The organism is Bacillus sp. R86525, assembly GCF_042466195.1.
GTDB lineage: Bacteria > Bacillota > Bacilli > Bacillales > Bacillaceae_G > Bacillus_A > Bacillus_A nitratireducens.
This window is the reverse complement of sequence record NZ_JAXHPX010000007.1, coordinates 2,010,205-2,031,143: the sequence shown is the minus strand read 5'-3', so window position 1 is coordinate 2,031,143 and position 20,939 is coordinate 2,010,205. Positions and strand designations below refer to the sequence as shown.

The following is a 20,939-nucleotide window of genomic DNA, read 5'->3' as shown; positions in this document are numbered from 1 at the left end:
ACGGCGACCCTTTTACTATTTCACTTCTACCGTATAATTCCCTGTTCCCCCACCATATTGATATACATGTAAATAATACTTACCTGGATGCGCATTGTAGCTACCCTCTAATTTACTTCCTTGCGTCTTAGCATACGTAACATAATTATTTAAATCTGCTGCTGAATAAAGAACCCAGTTTACTCCAATATTATTTTCCTTCGTTACTTTAATTTGGAGATTCCTAGCTGTTTCCACATTAATTTCAAAGTAATCACTTGTATCACCGTTTCCTAAACTTGCACGTAACAATTGATTTAACTGCAGTTTATTCGCCATTTTAAAAGAATTATTTGGCTCTTTTTCTACACTGTTATCTTCTTTCTGTTGAACTGTTACACTCGTTGTATTTGTATTAACTTCTCCTTTATCATCTGTTACTGTTAATTTCGCTGTATATGTTCCTTCTTTTGTATATACGTGAGTTGGATTTTGTTCACTACTTTCAGCACCATCGCCAAACTCCCATTTATAAGAAACAATTTTTCCATCTTCATCTTTTGATCCATCGCTTTTAAACGAGATTGCTTCATTTACATTTCCGCTATACGGACCATTTATTACCGCAACTGGTGCTTTATTCACAGCACCTTCTTCTGTATTAATACCATGGAATACAACATCATATTCAAATTGTCCTGATGCATTCACACGGTAATTTACAAAGTACGCTGTTACTGTTTTATAGCCTGTCCATTCTTTTGCACTTAAACGCTTTAACGTATCATTCACGTTTTGTGTAATTGTTTTCCAGTCTTCATATTCTCCTTTTGCAGTAGTACCTGTATACGTTCCTTGTAGTGTAAATGTATTAAAGAACTGTGATTTATTTTTCTTAACTGATACATTACTTAATTTTGCTTCCGCTGTAATTTCTGCCGCAATATCCGAAACTGGTTTCGGTGCATGAGTTGCTAAATAATCATCTGATACTAATGGAACGTTATATTTCTCACGATTATCTATTAACATTTGCATATAGTCCTGATACTCTTTATTTAAATTCGCATCTTGACTTAATGCAGAGCGGTATGCATCATATGCTGTCACATCATTTTTCCTAATAAGATCATGAACTTTATCAAACATATCGTATCTCTTATTGTACATATACGATTGTAACGCAAAGGAATAATTGTAGAAATCCCACGTTCCATACTTTGCATTTAACGTTCGCTCTGCCGTATAACGTTCTGCTGGATTTGAAGATAGTCCTCCTATAATACTCTTTCTCGGTACAACATTATCTGTTCTCGTTGCCCCTGCAAAAAACTCAGCATTCCCTTCTTCAAACCAAGATAATCTCTCATTCTCATACATCTTACCTTGCCCCCAAAGTCCTGGCACTTCATATCTACCTTGTAAATAATGCGTAAACTCATGGCGGAACAATTCCTCTAAACTATAAATACTTTCTTGTGGCGTACGTTCATAAGTAAAGAACGTACCTGTTCCTTCTATATAAAGACCGCCGTTATTCGTTTCATATCCGTACAATTGACGGTTAAATTGGTATTCAGCTGGGCTATTATAAATAACCATCGTTAATACATCATCTGGATTTCCTTTTTCTAACGGTTGATCACTTTCAACCGTACGATGAAATTGTGCCTTCACTTCTTTTGCTGCCCAATATAAACGTTTAACTTTTTCCTCAGTCACTTTATCTCCGGCTTTTAAAACAATTGCACCATCATCAAACGTATACGTTTTCGGCAAGTACTTTTTCTTCCCATCTTCTCGTATTTGATCTAAATTAACAACGTTACCGTTTGCATCTTTTCCGCCATAATTCGTCGTAATTTGCTCAGCTGCTACGAAATATTGCTCACCTAAATAAGGATAGATTTTCATCGCATCTGTTACAACTTGTAATCCTTTTGTCCCTGTACTATGGAATGTGCCGAGTCTACCTGTATAATAAATACCATTATTAATAAGCCATCCATTTTTCTCTGTAACTGTTCCCATTAACGCGAATCTACTTAATTCATTAATATAGCTATCTATTTTTTGGTACCATACTGTATCTTTCGGTACTTTTCCCGTATCGTACAAATACGATTGAATATCGTAATCGACACCTTGCATAATATCGTAAATCGCATTCCCAGCTGAACGATTGTCTACCAATGTAGAAAAATTATCATTATATTGTTTAAAAATCTTTGCAGCCGATGTTATCGTTTCCACATCGCTCGAAGCGTTTCCTATTAATTTCCCGTATGATGATACAACTTTATTTTGTTCCAATGTACCTAGCTTGAAATTTGGATTGTTCGCAATCGTTTTTAATGCAGGTAAGCACTTGTCATGATAGCTACGTTCATTTAGTTTACTTAATTCTGTATTATAAAACCCTAAATAAAACCCTGATCGCAAAACTTCCACTAATGTCTCAATCCCTTTTGAATCGTCTTGCGTATAAGCCTGTCCTTGCTGCTTCAATTTATCAATAATCGCCTGCATCCTACTATCATTTTGATAGAATGCAAGGCTGTCCTTATTAAACTGAAATAGCCCCGTAATTTGCTCCCAATCGATTGTTACAAGTAAATCTACTAATTGTTGATTGCTTAATTGATTTAATTCAGCAATTGTATAAGTTTTCGCTACAGCTAATTGTTTACTTTCCTTTTTTACTTCAGGCGGTCTTTGCGATAAATCAGCAAATTGTAGCCTTTTCTCAAAAGACTTGCTTTCTAATACTTTCGATGAATGAGCTAATTCTTCCACTGGCAGTTGTACACCAACCGGCTCCATTTTTAGCACATTTCGATATGAAACTTGCTCTCCTTTAGTATCTTCCGCCAATATGCTTCCTTGTAAACTCCCTAACATTAAACTAGCAAAACTTACCCCTACTAAAACTTTTTTTGAATAGCCTTTCATGCTCTCCCCTACCTTACATTTTTTAGTGTCCCGCACCATTATTTTACTATTCTGACTATTTATTCTGTATTGAGAAAAAAGAAGGGAACGTTCACACATGTATCCATTCAAAGTGAAATTAACACTTGACTTCACATATGATTCATGTCAAAAAAGGATAGATAATAGCGAAATTCCTGCTACATCTATCCTCTATTTCAACACTATGATTTTAACTTTATAAACGTAATTCCCGGCAATGTTTGCATATGCTGAATAAATGCATTCTTTTCTTCTGACGATATATTTTTCAATTGTATTCCTACCTTATAAACTATTTCTGTATCTTGCTGTAAAGCTTCAACTTCATATGAAAGTATTGGAATACCTTTCACTTGTAGCGTCTCTACTATTTGTTGTACCGCTTCCTGTTTATTTATACACATTTGCACTGTTATATTTTGCGGAAATAAAAATGGCACCTTAAAAATACGACTTACAATCTCTAAACCAATCAAAACGAGAATCATCGCTCCAATCCCTACAACATACATACCTGCTCCAATTGCTAACCCTATTCCTGCTGTAGCCCATAAACCAGCCGCTGTCGTTAATCCTTTCACTGCCTGCTTTTGAATAATGATTGTACCTGCACCTAAAAATCCAACTCCACTAACAACTTGCGCTGCAATCCGGCTCGGATCAAGAGCCATATGTTCTTCAAACACAATATCCGAAAAAGCATATTTCGAAACGACCATTATTAAAGCACTCCCTACGGCTACTAGGAAATGTGTTTTTAATCCAGCTTCTTTTGAGCGAATTTCCCTTTCAATACCGATTATCGCCCCTAACAAACCAGCAACACCGATTCGTATAATTAAATCAATATGTAAGCTCACGGGCACTTCCCCCCTTTATTCATTATAGAGAGATAAAACAAAAATTATCACATGCATCTATCCATCGATATAAAAGCATTTTATTAAAATACATTTAATATCCCAGTGATTTTATGTTAATATTTTAAATATTAACATAAATAAAATAACCTACTTCTCATACAAAAAAACTTTAAAGTTCAACGTCTAACTTATTTCCAGTTAAAAATGGCATATGAGTTGCGTGAAATGAGGTTGAGAAAGTCAGAAAACGCTTTCATTTTATATCATAATTTTTGTGAAATAAAACATAAATAAAAGGAGCTTACTAACAATGAACGTCTCTTTACTTACACCTATTACTGATTTACAAGAAGAATACTTAGATTTTTATACCGAATGGAAAGATAGCGGTGAAACGATGATTCCATGGGTTATTTCAAAAAATCCTTCTAATTTCACGGCAATGATTCAAGAATTACACGACGCACATAACGGAATAAATATTCCTGAAACTTGGGTACCAGATTCTACTTATTGGCTCGTGACAGATGAAAATAAAATTGTAGGAGTTGTTAATATACGTCATAGTTTAACTGATCATCTATTTAATGCTGGAGGCCATATCGGTTATGGTATTCGCCCTTCTGAAAGAAGAAAAGGTTATGCTACAAAGTTACTAGAGTTATCATTAGAAAAAACGAAAGAATTAAACATCACGAAAGCACTTGTCGTTTGTGACGAAGTGAATACGGCTTCTGAGAAAACGATTTTACATAACGGCGGTCTCCGGGATGAAGATTACACTGAAGAAGATGGGAATGTTGTGAGAAGGTATTGGATTGAGCTCTAAATAATCAAAAACAAGCCAGAAAGTGAATCCCTTATCAAGACCTAAATTGAAAAAAAGTTGATAAATTAAAGGACATAACATATTTTATATAACTAATATGTTATGTCCTTTCTTCTTCAATTAACTGTAAAAAGACAATAAAGCTATTAAATTTTAAAGACTAAAACAAGCATAACCCCGTTCTAAATTTAGGACGGGGTTAAAATATAGTTGTTTAATTTTCGATATAAGATAATTCACTGTACTCGAAAATATAACAATAAAGTCGTTTAAAAATCTAAGGTTTATTCAACAATAGTGCCCTTTAAGGGGTCCTGCCGCATCACCATCAAGCTAAGAAAAGCAAATACCCCAAAACGAGAAAATTGACATCCCAGGTGAAAAAGTACAAGTCTTTTGTTTCGGGGCGTTATAAAGTTCTTAAATTGATGGGCATGGGGGCCGAACAAATACGCAGAACTATGGATATTTGTGTTAAAGTTCGGGTTCTGGGCATAGGTTATTTGAGTTATAAGACAATTGATTTTTTAGAAAATTAGCAAGATTAATGATTCAAAACTTCAGGAACTAGAGGAGTTGATGATGCTTTCGAATCTCATACAGTGGTTATTCAATACTCATTTTTATAATTATCTGCAATATTTAAATCTCTATATAAAACTTAAAAAATTTGTTCTGCTACCAATTCTGAAAGAGTTTTAATTCCGTAGTCAATTTCATTTAAGGATGCATAAGAATAAGAAATTCTTAAATATTGATCAGAGTGAAACTCATACAAATCTCCAGGGTGAACAAGTATTTTCCGACTTAAGGCTTTAGTAAAAAGCTGGTACATGGATATACCTTTATTTAACTTAAGCCAGATGAAATATCCGCCCCTAGGGATATTCCATGTACCGATGCTGGTAAAATATTTCTTTAATGCTTCAAGAGCAACATCTCTTCGGAGCTTAACATTTTTCCTCATTATATCGTTATGCTGATAATAAAGACCACTAGAGAATAGTTCTGTGGTTACATTCTGGGAGAGTGAGCTGGTTCCATAATCAGTTTGCATTTTTATATCTGCCAATCTTTCAATGACTTTTTCTGATCCAACAATCCATCCAATCCTAAGACCAGGACTTAAATTCTTCGATATCCCACCAATGTATAATACAAGTCCATTGTTATCAAATGCCTTTATTGGCTGTGGAGGTTGTTCATCAAACCAAAGCTCCCTATATACATCATCCTCGATAATAGGCAAACGTTCCCTATCACACGCATCAACAAGCGTTTTTCTTCTTTCAAGTGACATGACGCTTCCGGTAGGATTTTGAAAAGTAGGTATTGTAAAAAGCATTGCTCCTTTTTTCCGCCTATGTCGATCAATCAATTCTTTTATTTCTATACCTTCTTTATCCAGCTTAATTCCCGAAAGCTGCATTCCGAAGGATTGAAAGGTTCTAAGAGAGTATAGGTAGGATGGCTTTTCAACATATACTACTGAGTTCGTGTGCAAAAGGCCAAGGGAAATAAGCTGCAGTGCCTGCAAAACACCAGAGGTAATCAAAACTGAGGATGGATCAGCTTCTATTCCTATTGTTTTAAGGTATGTGCATACCTCTCTTCTTAGATGGATATTTCCGTTTGGTTCTTCATAACCCAGCGATCCCATAGACTTAGACAGTTTTTTTAGTACTCCCTGAATCATTTTGTTAGGTATCAATTCAGGGGAAGGTTCGCAGGACCCCATTCGGATGATATCAGGTTGGAATTCAGCCTGATTGATCTGCTGCATTATCTTTTGATTTGTTTGATGTAATCCCGAAGATATATAGGGAAGCCAATTATGTGAATGATTAATGGACATTAATGTCCATGTATTGTTTATTACTTTTGTACCTCCACCAGCGTTACCGTTAATAAGGCCTTCAGCTGCCAGCTCTTCAAGGGCAGATACTACGGTACTTCTGTTTACACTGAAAATTTCAGAAAGTGTCCGCTGACTTGGCAATTTGAAACCAACCGGCCATTCTCCAGTTGCTATTTTGTCCTTTATGAAGTTAACAATCTGTATATTCAATCGAGTAGGATTATTTCTATCAGGTCTCCAGTTGATATCTAACATGAAATTCCTCCAAAATCATAGTACTTTTACCATATCATTTGGTTGGTTAAATAACAACCAAGGATGGTTGGAGACTTTTTGTTGTTGTTCAAATACAATTACATTAACAGATATTAAAATTTAAAAGGAGAATGATAACTATAGTACCAATAAGAATTCTAAGTGATAAAGATGTTAAGAACATTCTTGATATCAAGAATACAGTAGCATGTGTAGAAAAAGCCTATGCGCTTAAAGCCAACAATCAGGCGAGACTATTCTCCATGGTATCTGAGGTGATTTTTGAGGATAGGGCAGAAATGGATATTAAATCAGGGATACTTAATGAAGAAGATGTGTTTGGATTAAAACTCGTTTCATGGTTTGGTGATAATAAAAACCAAGGACTTCCAGCTATAACAGGGCTGACTATGTTATTTGATTTGAAGAATGGATTTCCTAAGGCAATGATCAACGCAAGTTATTTGACAGGAATGCGTACTGGAGCAGCAGGTTCAATAGGCGTGAAACACCTGTCAAAACAAGATTCAAAAACACTAATGATTGTTGGTACAGGAGTTCAGGCGATTTTTCAAATAGCAGCCACTCTATCTCAAGTTCAGACAATAACCAAGGTATATATATATGACCCCGTAAAATATGAAAATGCATCAAAATTCCAGTATTCAATAAAGACGGAACTAGAAAAAATCATAAATGATATCAACGATACTTATAATAAGAGCTGGAAACAAAGAATTGAGTCAGTTCAGTTTGTAGCTGTAGAAAATCCAGTGAAAGCTTTGGAAGAAACCGATGCAGTAATTACGATAACGCCTTCGCGAAAACCACAGATTTTTAAGGAGTGGATTAAGCCAGGCATACATTTCAGCTGTGTGGGGGCAGACATGACTGGAAAACAGGAAATAGATGAAAAGATCTTTGAAGTAGCTTCTGTATATGTAGATGATATTACACAAGCATCGACAGTCGGAGAAACACAAAGTGCTATAAGGGCTGGTATATTAGGCAAAAATAATTTGACTGAAATCGGACAATTCATACTTGGAAATGCGAAAGGACGTACAAGTGATGAAGAAATTACGATTTTTGATAATACTGGCATAGCATTGCAGGATCTTGCAGTTTCAAAATATATTGTATCAAAAGCAGAAGAAATGAATGTTGGGACAATCGTGAAAATATAAAATCGATATACAATTTGGAGGGATCATATTATGAAGTTAAAAGTTTATACATTGAATTCATTTGCAAAATCCATTGAGGGAGGGAACCCTGCCGGAGTGGTACTTAACGCTGATTATCTATCAGATGAGGACATGAAAAAAATAGCAGGTATCATCGGTTTTAGTGAGACTGCTTTTGTCATGAAGTCAGACCTTGCTGACTTCATGGTTAGATTCTTTACACCTAATGAAGAGGTTGATCTTTGTGGCCATGCAACGATAGCAGCGTTCTATACACTTTCAAGCCAAGGATATATTAAACCAGGAAAATATTCTCAAGAAACAAAGGCTGGAATTTTAAATGTAGAAGTAATGGAAGACCTATCAATTATGATGGATCAAAATGCTCCAAGCTATTATGAAATAATAGACAAGGAGGAAATTGCAGATTCCTTAAATATTACTATAGATGAAATGTTGGGGGATCTACCAGTGCAAATTGTATCTACTGGCCTTAGGGATATACTTGTACCGATTAAAAACTTAGATATATTAAATTCTATAAAGCCAGATTTTGAAAAAGTAACAAATATCAGCAGTAAATATAATACCATTGGTTATCATATTTTTACCCTTGAATCACTAAAGGGTTCAAATGCTCACTGTAGAAATTTGGCACCTTTATATGGAGTTCCCGAAGAATCTGCAACTGGTACATCCAATGGTGCCCTTTCATGTTATCTATATAAATATGGTAAAATCAAACCTGAACATGTTATTAATATATCTGTTGAGCAAGGTTACTCTATGAAAAAACCTTCGGAAATAGTTATAGCGTTAACCACTCAAGGGAAAGAAATTATTGAGGTAAAGGTAGGCGGAAAAGCATTGAATTTATCTGAAACAGAGGTTGAAATATAATTGGGGTCCCGCCACATCACTATCAACCTAAGATAAATTTATATCCATAATTCACAGAAAACGTTATTCTTTTTGTAGAAATATACAGAAAGGATGGCGTTTTTGTATGAATTTATCGATTTTAGATGAACTAGAATTGTTTTCTAAAGAATTACAACGATATATGTCACCGCATGTTTTAGAACAGTTAGCTAGAGAGATAGGGTTTGTTCAACGAAAAAGTAAATACCGTGCTCAAGATTTAGTGGCTTTATGTGTTTGGTTAAGTCAAAATATAGCTCATACTTCATTGACACAATTATGTAGTCGCTTAGAAACGAATACAGGTGTTTCTATGAGTCCAGAAGGACTCAATCAACGATTTAATTCTCAGGCTGTGCAGTTTTTACAACAAATATTAACCTATTTACTCCACCAACAACTCTGTACATCTAATAAGATTTCAACTCTATATACAAACCATTTTCGCAGTATTCGTGTATTGGATTCTACACATTTTCAGATTCCAGATAAATTTGCTTCTACATATCAAGGTTCAGGAGGTAGTGGTCATAGTGCTGGTGTAAAAATTCAACTAGAGTACAATTTACTTAGTGGTCAGTTTTTACATGTTCATGTAGGGTCTGGAAAGCACAATGATAAAAATTATGGTTCTACTTGCTTAACGTCTCTTCAACCGCACGATGTATGTATACGTGATTTAGGATATTTTGATTTGAAAGATCTGCATACGATAGACGAGTGTGGTGCTTATTTTATTTCTCGATTAAAGCTCAATACTCGTATATATCAGAAGAATAGAGAGCCTAAATACTTTCAAAATGGAACAATAAAAAAACACTCTGAGTACGTCCAACTAGATATGGAGCAATTTATTGACCAATTACAGTCTGGTGAAACATATGAGATTCCTGAGATTTATATTGGAATGTATCAAAAACTCCCTGCAAGACTTATTCTGTATAAATTAACTGAAACACAAATGAAACGTAGACAAAAGAACTTAGCTTCTAAAGAACACAAGAAGCAAATCACCTATAAAGAACGCAGTAAGCGACTTAGTGAAATCAACTTCTACATTACAAATATCCCTTCGGAATACCTACCAAAAGAACAAGTATATGATTTTTACTCCTTACGATGGCAAATTGAATTGATATTTAAAACATGGAAATCATTTTTTCATATTCATCATTGTAATTCTGTAAAATTAGAACGGCTAGAATGTCATTTATATGGACAATTAATTAGTATCCTTCTTTGTTCCTCCACCATGTTTCAAATGCGTCAATTACTCCTCACCAAGAAGAAACGAGAGCTGAGTGAATATAAGGCGGTTTATATTATTAAAGATTACTTTCTACTTCTTTATCAAGCTCTACAAAAAGATACTCAAGAACTATCAAAAATCTTGCTTCGTTTGTTTAATTTTTTGCAGAAAAACGGAAGAAAATCTCATCGATACGAGAAGAAAACAGTCTTTGATATATTGGGTGTCATATACACTTGTTTAGTTACTCATAATCATGTAGCTTAATTAAAAAAAATGAAACCCGTTAGGGTTTATTTGGTATGCAAGTCTTTAAAGAACTTACACTGGATCTTTAGAAAAAAGAAAGGATTTCACATGAAATTAAACTTATATAAGCTTAGCTTGATGGGCATGGGGTCCTGCCGACAAAACGCGGAAATTATACGCTAAGCAGAAAATCAAGGGCTTCATTTATGTTCTAAGGGGGCGTAATGATCGAATAGAATGGGAACTGTTAATATCGAATTTATGTTGACCTAAGAAATTTATATGCTCCCAACCTAAAGGTGAAATATGGGCAAGTAAAGACTCCTGATGTTTTCCTACTTCCATCATATGCTCAATCGCTCGGGATAAATATACGGTATTCCAAATGCTAATTGCATTTATAATAAGATTTAATGCACTGGCACGCTGTAATTGGTCTTGCAGTGCACGCTCTCGAAGTTCACCATGTTTTCCAAAGAAAATAGCTCTTGCTAAGGCATTCATTGCTTCTCCTTTATTTAATCCCTTTTGAATGCGCCGGCGTAACGTTTCACTAGAAATATAGTCTAAAATAAATAAAGTTTTTTCAACTCGTCCCATTTCTCTTATCGCTTTTGCAAGACTATTCTGCCTAGAATAAGAACCAATCTTCCCCATAATAAGAGACGCAGACGCTGTTCCTTCCCGAACGGAATGTGCTAACCTTAACACATCATCGTAATTCTCTTGAATGACTTTTTTATGAATCCTTCCGCGTAACAATTTCTCCATATCAGGATATTGTTCAGGCTTTTCAAATGTGTAGAGTTTCGAGTCCAAAATATCTCTTAATCTTGGGGCAAAGCGATACCCTAGCAAATGAGTAAGACCGAATACTTGATCTATATATCCAGCTGTATCAGTATAATGCTCTTCAATATGTAAATCTGTTTCGTGATGTAGTAAACCATCAATGACATGAACGGTATCCCTAGCATTCGTATTAATCACTTTTGTATAAAAGCTAGAGAATTGATCACTCACAAAGCGATAAATGGTAGCACCTTTACCTGCTCCTCCATATTATTGTATTATCTTACTTTGAAAAAATAATTATTATTAACAGTATTTATGAAGATATTCTGTGTAATGCTGCATTTCGCTACAACTGCTACTGTTACCTGCCATACAACCTGCAATAGAGATAGGTAACAATTTACTATACAAGGAACAAAATTGACCTGCTCCTCCATTTAGTGATTTAACTATCTTTATTATTCAGAGCTAAAACTCAAAGAGAAAGCCCTTACATTGTTTGTAACATTATTCACTTTAATATGTTAATTATTTTTTGTTGTCTTGTTAGTTAAAGGGGTACTTAGTACAAAAAATAACCGTAGATAGTAGCACGAACACTGTTCTTGTTATAATTAATTTTTTTCAGAACGTCTATAATCCTCTTTTAAAAAATATATGTAAATATAATAAAAAACGAATGATTAATAGAAATATTCTACGCCACTCGTTTTTTATCGGACTTCTTTTTACTGTACTTTTATTTTCTTTATGAGTTATTAGAAAAATAATTGTCTATATAAGTCTTTATTTTTTCAAAATCCTTTTCCATAAATAAGATTGCTGGTACTTCAATTATTGGAAGATTATTTTCATTATCAAAAGGTGGACACGGTTTGGGAACTACCAAATAGTCAACTGAGTTTTTATCCCTAATATAATTAATTGAAACATCATAATACTTAGAAAAATATCCCTTCAAATCATCCTGATTCCTTAAAAATGGTAGAGAAAATATTGAACCATAATTTATACCAGCGTCGACAATTAATACAAAGCATATTTTTTTCATGATACACCCTCCTCGTATAATAGGTTTTAAGTTAATAACTGTTCCTTGAAAATTAAATAGTTTTTATCTTCAAGAGCTACATCAAAAAAATGATGTATGGGTAAAATTTAGTCTTGGATACTGGGGGATTTCCCTAGATAATGGAAGTATGGAAATGGATCCATCGGGAATATGCTTACTCCTCCTGTAGTTCGACCACGTTAAAAGACTGTGACCCAGACCAAAATGCACTGCATACGCACAAGCTGTATCGGTTTCCTTCACTTACCTCTCATAGTGGTGGGAGATTAACTGCTCATAAACACCCGATTGGTGAAGGCTAATAATCAGTGGGGGATGAACAAAACCCCCACTAATTAAAGTTTCACTTTATACTGCTTCTATTTCAAACTGCACTGTAATACCACTTGGATCTACTACAGTAAATCCATTTGTAGTTTCATTTATTTCATGTTGTTTTTCTATTAATCTTTCTTTCACTTCATCTAACGCTTCTTTATGCGGTAGTACTATCGTATACACTTTTAGTCCCGTTGCATGTGCTGGTGGATGTGGATTATTTACCCCGTTCCACGTATTTGCACCAATATGGTGATGATAGCCTCCTGCCGAAATGAATAAGCAATCATCTTCACGCTGTTGTACTTCAAAACCTACTGTATCTACATAAAACTCATGTGACTTCTCCACATCAGCTATTCGTAAATGTACGTGTCCAACCACCGTTTCGGCTGGTAAGCCATCAAACTCATAATCAACGAGCACTGCTAGTTCTTTTAAATCAAGTGGCGTACTTCCTCCTGGCCCTTCTCCCCACTGATCACTCGGACGGTCTGCATATATTTCGATACCATTACCCTCTAAGTCTTGTAAATAAAATGCCTCACTATACGTATGATCACTTGCGCTATTAAACCTTGAAATTGGTAAAATTTCATTTGAATATGTATAACGCCCTTCTTGCTCAGCCGGACTATCAATTACCTTTTTATTGCGAATAACACCAAATAGTGCCGAAGCAAAAGCTTCACGAGTCGGAACTAAAAAGGCAACGTGATATATACCCGTCGTACGCGGTTCTTGTAGCGCTGCATCTTCCAACTGCTCAAGAACAAGTAACGTATTCTTACCACCCTTTCCAGCTAAGTGTGCTTTGTTCTCCTCTTGTTTAATTACTTCTAATCCTACTACATTTTCATAGAAGGCAATTTGACGCTCTAGATCTTTTACTTTAAATGCAACATGACCAATACGTGTTTTCGGATGAATTTGTACCATGAATAACTTCCTCTCCAGTTCCCTTTAGTTTTTTATGTAAGTTGATAGGCAATAGGCCCATTCAACGAATACACCTTAATTTTGTTTTTTTGTAGCATCAACTTTTAGCCATTTTTTCGATATATCGCTTAATGTTCCATCTTGTTCTAATTCTTTTAACGCCTTATTTATATCTTCTAACTTTTCACTCTTTTTTGCAAATGGAAATGCAATCTCTCCCCATTCAAGTGGACCAAATCCAACTTTGACATTATCTAGTTTTGCCTTTGTTATTGTTGTTTCCACTTGAACTTTATCATTATAATAAGCATCGACGCGTCCAAATCCTACTTCATTCAATTCCGCTGTCGGATCCTCTGAGTACGTTTTAATCGTAAAAGCATTATTTTTATTTAAAGCTTTTAACTCTTGCTCTCCTGCTGTACCAAGTCCAACACCTACAGTCTTCCCTTTCAGATCCTCTATCGATTTAATTGTATTATTATCTTTCTTCACCGCGAAAACAGATCCTGAATACACATATGGGATCGAAAAATCATATTTCTTTTTTCTTTCCGGAGAAACGGATAGTTCATTTGCAATCGTATCAATACGACCAGAATCTAATAAACCAAATAATCCTTCAAAATCAGAAACATTCCATTCTACTTTATATCCAGCTTTTTTAGCAGCCGCTTCAATAATTTCAGCATCAAAACCTTTTACTTTCTCACCCTCTTTAAAAATAAATGGACTACGACCTGCTGAAGTCCCAACTTTCACTACTTTTTCATTCGTTTTTTCACTTGATACGTTAGAACCACATGCAGACAAAGCTCCAACTGATAGTGTTAATGCTATTGTTAGTAACAATGACGATTTTCTCATAACCCTTCCTCCTAAATAACGAAATGATTTCCTTCTTCAGATGCATTTAATTGTCGTAAAAACTTTTTCGTACGTCCATTTTTTGGATTTCGAAAAATCTCTTCTGGCGTTCCCTGCTCTACGATAATTCCATCCGCCATAAATATAATGCGATCAGCCACCTCTTTTGCAAAATTCATTTCATGTGTAACAATAACCATCGTTATATTCTGTCTTGCCAGGTCTTTAATAACTTGCAGTACCTCATTAACTAATTCTGGGTCAAGCGCAGAAGTCGGTTCATCAAACAATAATACAGCGGGATTTAAAGCCATTGCTCTAGCAATCCCTACCCTTTGCTGTTGCCCCCCTGATAACATCGTTGGATAAAAATCTTCTTTATCAGCTAACCCTACTTGTTTTAATATTTCTCTCGCTATTCCCTTTGCCTCTTCTTCACTTTTTTTCTGTACAACCGTTAATGGAGTTGTAATATTTTGCAATGCTGTTTTATTTTTAAATAAATTATAGTTTTGAAAAACCATAGCTGTTTTTTGCCGTAATTGTATTATTTCTTTTTTATAAATTTTTTTCGTATGAATCTCTAAATCTTCAATTCTAATACTTCCATCATTCGGTTGTTCTAATAAATTTAAACATCGTAGTAATGTCGATTTCCCTGAACCAGAAGGTCCAATAATTACTACCACTTCCCCCTTTTTCACAGTAAGCGAAATTCCCTTTAACACTTCATTATGTTTGTAGGATTTATACAAATCACTTATCTCAATCACATACTTCACCTCATTTCTGCTATAAATACGGTGCATCAAGTTTCTTTTCTAACCTTTTCTGCCCCCAGCTAATTACAATTGTTATAACCCAGTACACAATCGCTACCGCTAAATAACTTTCCATATAACGATACGATTGCGCCGCTAGCATTTTTGCTTGTGCTAAAATTTCAGCCACCCCAAGCGCAAAAGATAACGAAGATTCTTTTAACAATCCAACAAAATTATTTCCAAGTGACGGCACTGCTACACGAATAGCCTGCGGAAAGATAATTTGCCGCATCGCTTGTGCTTTTGTCATCCCTACTGATAAACAAGCATCCATTTGCCCTGATTCAACAGCATTTAATGAACCTCGAATTATCTCTGACAAATAAGCAGCATTATTTAAACTGAGACCAATTAAAGTTGCTTGCATAGCTGTAAGTACTGTAAAAACCGGAGATATTTGTGGCAATCCAAAATACAACACAAACAATTGAACCAATAACGGTGTTCCTCTAAAAAAAGAGATATATACCCTTGCAATTGGATATAAAAATTTTGTTTTGTTTTTTGTTATGATTGCCAAGCCAATCCCTATAAAGAAAGAAATAATCATGGAAACAACAGTAATCCCTAAAGTTATGTATACATACTTAAATAATTGCGGGAAACTTTCTAAAAAATACGTTACATCAAATTTCATTCTATCCCCCCTCTCTAAACAAAAAACTCTTCTTACACATATAAGAAGAGTTGAATGTTAATCCATTTCCCCCCATCTTCCAAACGCTTCATACGTTTGCTGGAATTAGCACAGTACTTTTGTAGCCTGTTGCTGAGATTTCATCGGGCCAGTCCCTCCATCTCTCTTGATAAGAAAACTAATAAATTTTTCCATTTATTAAGTTGTTATTATGAAGAATACAGCTAAATTAAAACAATGTCAATAGGAAAACTAAGAATTAAATTTATACTTATTTCGTACATACAAACAATATGCCATCAAAACTACTCTTCTTTATACACCGTACACAAAAAGCCGGTACTTCTAACAAACTTAGAAATACCGGCTTCCAATCTTTTATTCTTATAACTTATGATATTTATTTCATCTTATGTACTTCAGCAACTAACTTTCCGCCTTGTATGCCCATATAAAGCTTAACAGGCGCATCATTTGTATTTTCAAATACTAAATCTAAATATGGATACGCAATTGTAGCATCTCTTCCCTGCGGGACATAACCTACTGTTTTAGAATGTGTAGTTCTCTCTACCATTTTCAAACCAGCTTGATCGGCTGCATTGTATAGAGTTGATGATGTTTGACAAACACCACCACCATAACCATCTACTAATTTACCATCCACAATTTCTTTTCCTAATTGATATCCTTTATCTGGCGTTGTATCACCGATTAATGCATTGAAAGAGAAACTGTCTCCCTTTGCCAATACAACTCCGTTTATGCTCGCTGCAGACAAACGAATATTTTCAATTCGGCCACCTGTTGAGCCACCTAAATTTGTTTCGTATCTACCAATTACAGTACCACTTCCTTGCCCATCACTTAATGCTGCGACAGGTTTTTTCTCCACAATTGGCAACTGATAAGATGAATCCCACATACCTACATTTAATAATTTGTCTACTAATTCTTTTTCCATTAATTCATAAGAAGGCTTTCCTTCTTGCCATGATCCATCAGGAGCTATACGTGAAGGAACCATCTTTTTGTCAACGCTTTTCCCAACTTCACTTGCAACCTTCGTTACCGATTTTTTGAATTTCGCTTCATCTTCAAAATAACCTAAGCTCGATAAATCTAATTTTTTCACTTCAGTACCAGTACGCCCATCAACCAAGCTAATTGTATCCTGTACATCAGCCTTAGCTTCAACAACGTTCCCACCAATATCACTCACTAATGCCACATCACTTACTTTTGCGCCACAGCCACTTACTACAGCTACGCATAGTACCCCTACTAATATACCCTTTACTTTTCGGAACAATATACTCTCTCCTTTTCCCCAACATTATTTCTTAAGTTTTATTTCATTTTATGTATGTTTTGTTACAATCGTTTTACAATATATTTAGAAAATGTTACAAATTGTTTTTACTCTATTTAAATTACTCTTTTCTTTTGTAAATGTCTATACATATTTATATAAATTTTTGAGTTTGATAAGATTGTAACTTTTATGTAACCTATCCCCATCCAGTATATACCATTTAACGGGTGGAATACAATTGTAAAACTCTTTCATTTCACCTCTTTATTTACCTACATGCTTCATAAAACGTAATGCTGATTTCTCATATATGATCATTATTAAACAACTGAAACCGAATTTTTATAGATCCAAACAATCAATTCCTTCAGCACATATAGGTATTTGCCGTGCCACTACTCCGCTTTTGCACATACATTATGGTGAATTCAACCTAATTATAAAGAAATGGAGGATGTTTTTATGTATCCCTACAATCCTTATGATCCATATAACCAATATGGTTACCAACCTCAGTATGATTTACAGGCACAATACCAACAATATATAGATCAATCCGAACAAGTTAATCCATATGATCAAAATCGCCAATTTCAACTTCCAATCTCTTTCCCCGGTACTGGAAACCGTCAACTAGAACGACGAGTAAATGAGCTTGAGCAAAGAGTACGACAACTAGAAAACACAGTTGAGCGACATACGCGTAGATTAAATCGCTTAAACCAGCGTTTACGTACAGTTGAAAACAGACTAAACATTCCATTTTCAGCATTAGAAGATGGATTTTAATTTCGAAAACTAAAAAATATATAAGGAAGGGACTTCCCCCTTCCTTATATAAATTGACGAAAGTTTTTTCCATCTCTATACTGATAAGAGTTAATGAAATGAAACAAGGTGATAAATATGGATTTTGAAATAAATTATCTTTCCTTTTATGTTGTACAAGTAGAAGGAAAAGGTGAAGCTGTTGATAAACGCTACAAACATTTTCAAACATTAGACGCTGAAGAATATGAAGATAGCTCCTTAAAAGAATTTTTGAATGGCGAATTATTAAAAATTTCAAAGCGAAAAGTAGAACGTCATGCGAAAACAGAACAAGCTCCGACAAAGATCGGTCGCTTCATTGTAGAAGAAGGACACGAACTTGATTCAAACCCTCATTACAACCTATTTAATCGCATTCGCTTTGCAGAAACTAAGGAAAACTTCAAAGATATGAGCGAACCTCTCGTTTATACATATCTTGACACAAGCGCTGTACGCGGTGGTGTATTTTTAATTGCGCAAGCAAAACTACGCAAATACTTTGATGATTCATTCGTTTTCGTTATGAAATGTGACTTCGAACCAAAGGTTGCTTCCATTTCTGATGAATCAACGCTTATTCGTAACGTTGAAATGGCCATCACAACAAAGAATATGAAATCTATCCAATATCCATACATGCCTGAAGAAGGTATGGTCGAAGTAGGCGAGCTAAAAATTCACCAAGCATCACATGCCCGCTACTTTGAAGACTTCTTAAAATTCGTCGAATACGAACGCTCTATGCCTGAAATTATGAAAACACAAGTAATGGACATGGTATACGACCAAATTGAAGATGTATTTGAAGAAGGTACTGAAGAACGCGAACAATTCGACCAAGCGATGGAAGTATGGGCTGCCAGTCCGAAACGCGAAATTATGGAACAATTTTCAACCGAAGAAGTAATGGAAGCTACCGCTCAAATCGTCGAGCATGCTCCTGAAGTAGAATTAAAGTTAAAAGCAGATCATATCTCTGTAAAGGCGTTGCTTGCTGATTTCGGAGACTTAATACATATCGCAAAGGTAAACGACCGCTATGTATTAATGATTGAGGCTGACACACTTACGTTTGAAAAAGGCTTCTCTCCCATTGAGTTTCTGAAGCCGGATGAGTTGCAAGACGTGATTGAGCGGATTGAGAATAAGCAACAGTATAGCTATAGTCCAGGAGAAATCGAATAGAATAATGCAAAAAAGACAATGACGGGTTAAATTCCATCATTGTCTTTTTATTATCGAAAACATTTCGTATCAAGAACATGCGCTGTAACGTGTCCGTCTTGTATATCTGTTAATGTTATATTGTATAATCCGGCATTTTTTTCAAATGAAGCACGATCTCTCAATGGATACGAGTCTTTTAAACCACTGTCATGCATAATAAACACTTCATCTCAAAAACTGCTGATTTTTAATGATTGTACGGCATTCCACAAGAACAGCGATGCGAACCAAATAATAAGTTATAAGAAGCAGGAAATTCTTGATTTACACGTTGTACTTCTCTTGCAAACTCCTCTTCGTCTTTCGGTACTCGAATGAGCGCATCTGCTTTTTCTTGTGTGTCTATATTGGCTCCAGGCGGTACAAATCTGTTCGCCGAAACACGCACACCGTTTGTTACTACTGCATTGTATGAAATAACTGTGCCTTCTCCAATAATCGCATTGTACACAATTGCTTTAAAACCAACGAACACCTTATTTCCTATATAACAAGGACCGTGAATGAGGGCGCCATGCGCAACACTTACTTTTTTCCCAATATAAATCGAATACTTTTTATCATCAACAAAAACAAATTTATTCAATAAACCATGTAAGATAACTCCATCTTGCAGATTTGTGTTTGAACTAATATAAAATGGAGTTCCTTCATCCGCACGAATGCTTACATTAGGAGCAACATATACGTTATCTTTTATTCTCACATCGCCTATTACACTAGAAAAAGGACTTATAAAAGCTGTTTTATCAATTTTTGGATAACGTTGAATCGGATTAAATGAAGTGATTGGATTTGGGCTGATAAAGGGGGCAAATGACTGCTGATGACTCCTACAATTTCTTTTCGTCAAGAAAACATCTCCTTTAAAATCATATATAGCATTTTATGTTCGCCCTGCTATTTTGGAGACAAGTTGTTAAAAGATTAATAAGTATTATAGAGACTTGCTGATGGATTCGGTTACGTTTGAGAAGGGGTTCTCTCCTATCGAATTTCTGAGGCCAGATGAATTGCAGGATGTAATTGAGCGGATTGAAAAGAAGTAGCAGTATTCTTATGATTCGAACGGGAGTGAATAAATGCTTCCATGTACTAAACGTTATTTACATAAACAAACTATTTAATATCTTTTTGTTTTACAGCATTACATGCTCGCTATTTGGAACATAGTTGTCATTTATATTAAAAACCGATTCTACTAAGAATCGGTTTCTCTGCTTTACAACAAAATATGCTTATTTTTAATTTTTTTGTAAGGTCAAGTAGATCCCTTCCTTACTCTACAAGCGTATTTCCATTACAGATATTCACTTCAATATTTCTAGCTGACCAAGGTCCTTCTATAAGTTTTGGGTGTCCTTTTAGTCACTATGTATGTTGGTAAAATTAAAATTTCACTTCACTACCTCAAATTTATTGTACTCGTAAAAAGATAATTGAAAACGATATTCTGGATGCTCTCTCACCCAATCGTAGGCTTCTTCTAAAATATCCATTATATTTTGCGCGTCATTAAGTTCACTACATTCATTCTTTTTCTGTTTGCATAGAGGGCAGAACCCACTCACTATCTCGGCATTCATCGCACGAATAGTTTTACTTTCTAGGTCAACTACTAGACGAAGAATAAGAGAATGTTCCGCTTTTGTAGTCACCATCATTTCAGCAATCCCATCCTCATTCCAAAAGACTCCGTTTAATTCCATCTGTACGTTGACGTCTTTAATATCCAAGTCTATCACTATCACACCTCCCTTGTATAAAAA

The 20,939-nt window shown here is 35.0% G+C and carries 18 protein-coding genes, 2 pseudogenes and 1 riboswitch; of the genes and pseudogenes, 7 read left to right on the top strand and 13 right to left on the bottom strand.

Going from position 1 to position 20,939, the window contains the following annotated elements; translation table 11 throughout:
• Positions 1 to 15: 15 nt before the first annotated feature.
• Complete coding sequence (colA, locus tag SJY24_RS13025; RefSeq protein ID WP_377864898.1) at positions 16 to 2,931, bottom strand: collagenase ColA; 2,916 nt, start codon at positions 2,929 to 2,931, stop codon at positions 16 to 18.
• Between the two features lie 203 nt (positions 2,932 to 3,134).
• Complete coding sequence (locus SJY24_RS13020) at positions 3,135 to 3,812, bottom strand: MgtC/SapB family protein (protein ID WP_242399228.1); 678 nt, start codon at positions 3,810 to 3,812, stop codon at positions 3,135 to 3,137.
• Between the two features lie 313 nt (positions 3,813 to 4,125).
• Here SJY24_RS13020 and SJY24_RS13015 point away from each other — a divergent pair, with 313 nt between their 5' ends.
• On the top strand, positions 4,126 to 4,644 hold the full coding sequence (locus tag SJY24_RS13015; RefSeq protein ID WP_377864897.1) for a GNAT family N-acetyltransferase: 519 nt from the start codon (positions 4,126 to 4,128) through the stop codon (positions 4,642 to 4,644).
• Positions 4,645 to 5,305: 661 nt separating this feature from the next.
• Here the strand turns inward: SJY24_RS13015 and SJY24_RS13010 are convergent.
• Entirely contained in the window at positions 5,306 to 6,757 is a 1,452-nt protein-coding gene (locus tag SJY24_RS13010) for an aminotransferase-like domain-containing protein (RefSeq protein WP_377864896.1), read from the bottom strand.
• 131 nt (positions 6,758 to 6,888) lie between these two features.
• On the opposite strand from SJY24_RS13010, the gene SJY24_RS13005 reads away from it, so the two are divergent.
• The 3 genes from SJY24_RS13005 (at position 6,889) to SJY24_RS12995 (ending at position 10,381) form a co-directional block, all read left to right on the top strand.
• Complete coding sequence (locus SJY24_RS13005) at positions 6,889 to 7,944, top strand: ornithine cyclodeaminase family protein (protein WP_377864895.1); 1,056 nt, start codon at positions 6,889 to 6,891, stop codon at positions 7,942 to 7,944.
• A gap of 30 nt (positions 7,945 to 7,974) precedes the next feature.
• Positions 7,975 to 8,844, top strand: a complete 870-nt coding sequence (locus SJY24_RS13000; RefSeq protein ID WP_377864893.1) for a PhzF family phenazine biosynthesis protein — start codon at positions 7,975 to 7,977, stop codon at positions 8,842 to 8,844.
• Positions 8,845 to 8,950: 106 nt separating this feature from the next.
• On the top strand, positions 8,951 to 10,381 hold the full coding sequence (locus SJY24_RS12995; RefSeq protein WP_377864892.1) for an IS4 family transposase: 1,431 nt from the start codon (positions 8,951 to 8,953) through the stop codon (positions 10,379 to 10,381).
• 186 nt (positions 10,382 to 10,567) lie between these two features.
• On the opposite strand, the pseudogene SJY24_RS12990 reads toward SJY24_RS12995, so the two are convergent.
• The 7 genes and pseudogenes from SJY24_RS12990 to SJY24_RS12960 form a co-directional block, all read right to left on the bottom strand.
• Positions 10,568 to 11,419, bottom strand: a pseudogene (locus SJY24_RS12990) (Tn3 family transposase); the annotation flags it as partial.
• Between the two features lie 487 nt (positions 11,420 to 11,906).
• Positions 11,907 to 12,209, bottom strand: coding sequence for a hypothetical protein (locus SJY24_RS12985; protein ID WP_000717620.1), 303 nt, complete (start codon positions 12,207 to 12,209; stop codon positions 11,907 to 11,909).
• Between the two features lie 369 nt (positions 12,210 to 12,578).
• On the bottom strand, positions 12,579 to 13,487 hold the full coding sequence (locus SJY24_RS12980) for a VOC family protein (protein WP_377864891.1): 909 nt from the start codon (positions 13,485 to 13,487) through the stop codon (positions 12,579 to 12,581).
• A gap of 75 nt (positions 13,488 to 13,562) precedes the next feature.
• Positions 13,563 to 14,354 (bottom strand): amino acid ABC transporter substrate-binding protein, encoded by a 792-nt coding sequence (locus SJY24_RS12975; protein WP_098763315.1) that lies wholly within the window; start codon positions 14,352 to 14,354, stop codon positions 13,563 to 13,565.
• A gap of 11 nt (positions 14,355 to 14,365) precedes the next feature.
• Complete coding sequence (locus tag SJY24_RS12970) at positions 14,366 to 15,127, bottom strand: amino acid ABC transporter ATP-binding protein (RefSeq protein ID WP_377864890.1); 762 nt, start codon at positions 15,125 to 15,127, stop codon at positions 14,366 to 14,368.
• A gap of 19 nt (positions 15,128 to 15,146) precedes the next feature.
• Entirely contained in the window at positions 15,147 to 15,815 is a 669-nt protein-coding gene (locus SJY24_RS12965; protein ID WP_000667173.1) for an amino acid ABC transporter permease, read from the bottom strand.
• Positions 15,816 to 15,884: 69 nt separating this feature from the next.
• A riboswitch (SAM riboswitch) is annotated at positions 15,885 to 15,991 on the bottom strand.
• Positions 15,992 to 16,215: 224 nt separating this feature from the next.
• Complete coding sequence (locus SJY24_RS12960; protein ID WP_377864889.1) at positions 16,216 to 17,127, bottom strand: VanW family protein; 912 nt, start codon at positions 17,125 to 17,127, stop codon at positions 16,216 to 16,218.
• Positions 17,128 to 17,592: 465 nt separating this feature from the next.
• Between SJY24_RS12960 and SJY24_RS12955 the strand changes: the two genes are divergently transcribed.
• Both SJY24_RS12955 and SJY24_RS12950 read left to right on the top strand, forming a co-directional pair.
• Positions 17,593 to 17,919: a hypothetical protein gene (locus SJY24_RS12955; protein ID WP_098501387.1), complete on the top strand. Its 327-nt coding sequence runs from the start codon at positions 17,593 to 17,595 to the stop codon at positions 17,917 to 17,919.
• 117 nt (positions 17,920 to 18,036) lie between these two features.
• On the top strand, positions 18,037 to 19,128 hold the full coding sequence (locus SJY24_RS12950) for a DUF3900 domain-containing protein (RefSeq protein ID WP_377864888.1): 1,092 nt from the start codon (positions 18,037 to 18,039) through the stop codon (positions 19,126 to 19,128).
• A 50-nt stretch (positions 19,129 to 19,178) separates the two neighbouring features.
• Here the strand turns inward: SJY24_RS12950 and SJY24_RS12945 are convergent, their stop codons facing one another.
• On the bottom strand, positions 19,179 to 19,325 hold the full coding sequence (locus SJY24_RS12945) for a hypothetical protein (protein WP_377864887.1): 147 nt from the start codon (positions 19,323 to 19,325) through the stop codon (positions 19,179 to 19,181).
• 32 nt (positions 19,326 to 19,357) lie between these two features.
• Entirely contained in the window at positions 19,358 to 20,023 is a 666-nt protein-coding gene (locus SJY24_RS12940) for an LbetaH domain-containing protein (RefSeq protein WP_377864886.1), read from the bottom strand.
• A gap of 70 nt (positions 20,024 to 20,093) precedes the next feature.
• Here SJY24_RS12940 and SJY24_RS12935 point away from each other — a divergent pair.
• Positions 20,094 to 20,219 (top strand): annotated as a pseudogene (locus SJY24_RS12935) (DUF3898 domain-containing protein); the annotation flags it as partial.
• A gap of 348 nt (positions 20,220 to 20,567) precedes the next feature.
• Here the strand turns inward: SJY24_RS12935 and SJY24_RS12930 are convergent.
• A complete protein-coding gene (locus SJY24_RS12930; protein WP_016092044.1) occupies positions 20,568 to 20,915 on the bottom strand; it encodes a hypothetical protein in 348 nt (115 codons plus the stop codon).
• Positions 20,916 to 20,939 lie beyond the last annotated feature (24 nt).

Coding starts and splice junctions, on each gene's coding strand:
- SJY24_RS12995 (WP_377864892.1), top strand. CDS start 8,951: ATGAATTTATCGATTTTAGATGAACTAGAATTGTTTTCTAAAGAATTA.
- colA (WP_377864898.1), bottom strand. CDS start 2,931: ATGAAAGGCTATTCAAAAAAAGTTTTAGTAGGGGTAAGTTTTGCTAGT.
- SJY24_RS12980 (WP_377864891.1), bottom strand. CDS start 13,487: ATGGTACAAATTCATCCGAAAACACGTATTGGTCATGTTGCATTTAAA.
- SJY24_RS12945 (WP_377864887.1), bottom strand. CDS start 19,325: ATGCATGACAGTGGTTTAAAAGACTCGTATCCATTGAGAGATCGTGCT.
- SJY24_RS12975 (WP_098763315.1), bottom strand. CDS start 14,354: ATGAGAAAATCGTCATTGTTACTAACAATAGCATTAACACTATCAGTT.
- SJY24_RS12950 (WP_377864888.1), top strand. CDS start 18,037: ATGGATTTTGAAATAAATTATCTTTCCTTTTATGTTGTACAAGTAGAA.
- SJY24_RS13000 (WP_377864893.1), top strand. CDS start 7,975: ATGAAGTTAAAAGTTTATACATTGAATTCATTTGCAAAATCCATTGAG.
- SJY24_RS13010 (WP_377864896.1), bottom strand. CDS start 6,757: ATGTTAGATATCAACTGGAGACCTGATAGAAATAATCCTACTCGATTG.
- SJY24_RS13005 (WP_377864895.1), top strand. CDS start 6,889: ATGATAACTATAGTACCAATAAGAATTCTAAGTGATAAAGATGTTAAG.
- SJY24_RS12965 (WP_000667173.1), bottom strand. CDS start 15,815: ATGAAATTTGATGTAACGTATTTTTTAGAAAGTTTCCCGCAATTATTT.
- SJY24_RS12985 (WP_000717620.1), bottom strand. CDS start 12,209: ATGAAAAAAATATGCTTTGTATTAATTGTCGACGCTGGTATAAATTAT.
- SJY24_RS12955 (WP_098501387.1), top strand. CDS start 17,593: ATGTATCCCTACAATCCTTATGATCCATATAACCAATATGGTTACCAA.
- SJY24_RS13015 (WP_377864897.1), top strand. CDS start 4,126: ATGAACGTCTCTTTACTTACACCTATTACTGATTTACAAGAAGAATAC.